Annotated in this window: 1 protein-coding gene; it reads left to right on the top strand. The window is 77.4% G+C overall.

Going from position 1 to position 3,772, the window contains the following annotated elements; translation table 11 throughout:
• Positions 1 to 3,627 (top strand): hypothetical protein (locus tag DQW06_RS23570; RefSeq protein ID WP_232833133.1); only part of this gene is annotated, 3,627 nt, incomplete at its 5' end.
• Positions 3,628 to 3,772: the final 145 nt, after the last annotated feature.

The following is a 3,772-nucleotide window of genomic DNA, read 5'->3' as shown; positions in this document are numbered from 1 at the left end:
GCCTCCGAAGGGGGCGGTGGAGCGCCCGACGGGCCCCGGCGCGGAGTCGGCCGCCGCGTGCTCAACTACTTCGGCTTCGCCCTGGGGTCCGCACCACGGGAACCCCGGGAGGAGGAACCCTGCGGGCCCGAGGCGGACACCGCTGAGGACCCCGAGGACGGCTTCGCGCGGGAGAGGATCTACGAGACCGAGGGCGAGGAGCAGCGCGACAGCGACGAGTGGTTCTCCCGCCTGCGCGCCTCCTCCGGCGAGACCCCCCTCGGCCTGACCTCCAAGAGCGCCTACAGCGTCGGCGACACCGCGGCCATGAGCCGGGGGGAGGTGGTCGACGCGGTGGACGAGCGGCGCGTCTCCGGCTCCGACGAGGAGGAGACCGCCGCGGCCCGGCGCCTGCGCGGCCGTACGCAGGGCCTCAGGGTTGCCAAGGACCTGGAGGAACAGCGCCGCACCGAGCGCGTGCGGGAGCGCGGCCCGAGGGAGCTGCCGACCTCCCGCGCCCGGGGGCAGGGGCTTCCCGGCACCGGCGAGGAGCCGGAGCCGCCCCGCCGCAGGGGGCGCCCCCACGCCGCCCCCTGGGAACTGGAGAAGAAGGCCGAGCCCGCGGCCGGCTACGGCGACCTGTCGGACTACGCCGCCCGTTACGCGGCCGCCACCGGCCGCCCCCCGGCCGAGGCCGGTGCCCTGCCCTGGCTGCCGCCCTCCTCCGCGACGCCGCAGGAGGAGGCCCGCGCGACCGAGGACGCAGACGCGCCCGCGCGCACCGAACGCCGGGAGGACCCGGTCGGGGCCGAGGACACCGCGAGTGCGACCGGTGCGCCCGGGACCACGGACGCGGACGGGGCGGCGGAGACCGCTCGTCCTGTGGCGCGTGCGGAACAGGACACGGCACGGGACGGGTCCGGAGTCTCCGCGGAGGCCGTTCCCGGCACGGGTACGCGGGACGCCGAGGCCTCCGGGCGCGGGTCCGCCTCCGGACCGGAGGGCCCCTCGGTCGCCCCCCGCCGGAGCACCACCGGCTCCGAGGACGCCCAGCGCGGGTCCGTCACGGGAGACGAGGAGACCGTCCCGCAGCGCGGCCTCGCCGGACACGGGGACACCGCCGGGCCCGGGGACGTCGGGTACCGGTCCGCCACGGGGCACGAGGCCACCAGCGGACACGGGGACACGGACGGGCGTGCGAGCACCGCCGGGCCCGGGGACGTCACCGGGAACGGGAGCCCCACCGGGGCAGAGGAGACCGTCGAGCACCGGCCCGCCACGGGGCGCGGCGACACCGTTCTTCCCGAGGACACCGCCGGGAACGGGGACACCACCAGCCCCGAGACCGCCGCCGCGCGGACCGCTCCCCGCGGCGTGGACGCCCGTCCCGCTGTGGACGCGGCGGCTCAGGGCACGACCGCCCCGGACGACACGACCACTCCGGACACCCCCGACACCCGGGTCACTCCGGACACCGCCGTGCCCGTGGCACCCGCGGCCGAACGCTCTCCCCACAAGCCCGTCCTGGAACTCGACCACGGCACCGGCGAGCAGGACGCCATGCCCGGGACGCCGCGCGAGGAGTCCCAGGACCGCGGCCCCGAGTGGAACGAGCACATGTCCGTGCTCGACAACCACCTCATCACCGCCGACACCCCGGCGCCGCCGCGCCCGAAGTTCGCCGACGCCGTTCCCACACAGGAGCGCGACGCCAAGGACCCCTCGCGGTGGTTCGAGGACGGCAGGAAGCGCCACCCCGACCAGCCCAAGGTGGGTGACCGGGGCAACCCCCTCATCCCCGCCAACGAGCTGCGCGAGGAGAACGCCGTCCCGGCCGCATCCGGGGACGCCCCCGAGACCACCGCCGGCGAGGTGGCCGGTGAGGCCGCCCCGGCCGGGCGGGCCCCGGCCGACGAGCCCAAGCCGCCCACCCAGCTCGACCACGGAACCGGCGAACTCGTCAGCTTCGTCGAGGTCCGGGACGACCACGGGCGCGGGGACGGCAACGTCCGCGTGGACCCGGGCACCGACCAGGTCCGCCGACGCACCGCCTCCGACCTGGAGAGGGCCGAGGCCGAGGCCCTGGCCCGCCGCCGGCAGAACGTGCGCCGGGACGAGCGGGACCCCGGCGAGGCCCGGGGCTCCGACGGCGCAGCGGCACCCGCGGCCTCCGGTTCCGCCGGAGCCGACCGCGGCGACGCGTCCTTCCGCGCCCGTTGGAGCATGCGCGCCACCGGCACCGCCGACTCCGCGAGCCGGGACACGGACACCTCCGCCAAGCCCGACCCGGCCGCCGGCCGCCGGAGCGGGCACCAGGGTGCCGGGACCGCCCGCGCCGCCTCCGGGGCGCGGGAGGACCGCAACGGCGCCGCACGCGACCCGAGGGCCAACCCCAGCATGGCCGACGCCCTCGCGCAGGAGGAGACCTCCACCGAGGAGGAGCGGACCTCCCCGCCGGCCGTCCAGGACACCGGGCGGACCGAGGACGGGGCACTCACGGACCGTCCCACCCCGACCGCCGGTCAGGAGCACCCCGCCGAGGAGCCGCGGGAGTCCGAGGACCCGCACGACGGCGTCTTCCACCGGGTGGCGCAGAACGCGCGCAGGCTCGGCCAGCTCTTCGGCCAGCCCGCGCCCGGAGAGGAGCCCGAGCCGCCCGCGCGCGAACCCGGGACCGCGCTGGAACTCGACCACGGCACCGGCGAACAGGAGCGCCTGGGCGACACCCCCAACGGCGTCCCCGCCCACCGGACCGAGGAGCCCGAACCCCGACGACGGGCCGAGGAGCCCGCCGCCAGCGACTCCGGCGGCACCCGGGGCTGGCGGCGCCTGGCCAAGGTCGTCACCGGCGGGGCGGCCCCCGTGCGCTCCGACCTGCCGCCCAGCGACATCGAGCGCCTGCGCACCCCGCTGGACGGTCCGCGCAGCCTCGTCGTGCTGGGCTGCACCGGCGGCGCCGGGCAGACCGTCACCGCACTGATGATCGGCCACACCCTGGCCGCGCACCGCGACGACCTCGTCGTGGCCGTCGACGTCAACCCCGGACCCAACGGCCTCTCCCGCCGCGTCGGCGCACAGACGCCCGAGACCCTCACCGGGCTGCTGGCCAACGCCGAGGCGATCCAGGACTACTCCCGGATGAGCGGCTACACCAGCCGGACCGCGACCGGCCTGGAGGTCGTGCAGACCCTGGACGACCCCTACGTGCAGACCCTGGACGACCGCGACTACGGTCAGCTGGCCTCGCTGCTCGGCGGGTTCTACGGCGTCACCCTGCTGGACCCGGCGGCCACGGGCGTGGCTCGGGCCCTGCCGGTCGCCGACGGGCTGGTGCTGGTCGCCCCGGCCAACGCCGACGCCGAGCGCGCGGTCTCCATGACCTTCGACTGGCTGGACGGCAACGGCTACGGCGCCCTGCGCGCCAGGTCCGTGCTCGTGGTCAACGGGGTCAGCAAGCGCAGCCTCCAGGATGTGGACGCCGCCGAGCGGGTGGCCCGCGGCCGGTGCCGCGCCATCGTCCGCATCCCCTGGGACGACCACCTGGGCTCGTCCTACACCAGGATCGACGTGGGCGCCCTGCGCCCCGCCACCAAGCGCGCCCACGGCGCCCTGGGCGGGGTCCTGGTCAACTCCCTCACCCAGCAGTAGCGCCGGAGGCGGGTCTCCCGGTCCCCCCGGACGCGGGCTCGGGCGGCTCCGGTCCCGGAGTCAGGGCCGGGAGGTCCCGGTCCCGGTGGCCGCGGCTTCCCGGCACGGGAGAACCCCCGTGTGGGGCGGGCTGGGGAGCCCGCCC

Origin of the sequence: Nocardiopsis sp. TNDT3, from assembly GCF_003427465.1 — a bacterium.
Classification (GTDB): domain Bacteria; phylum Actinomycetota; class Actinomycetes; order Streptosporangiales; family Streptosporangiaceae; genus Nocardiopsis; species Nocardiopsis dassonvillei.
The sequence above is the reverse complement of the archived record's forward strand: the minus strand, read 5'-3'. Positions and strand labels throughout refer to the sequence as shown.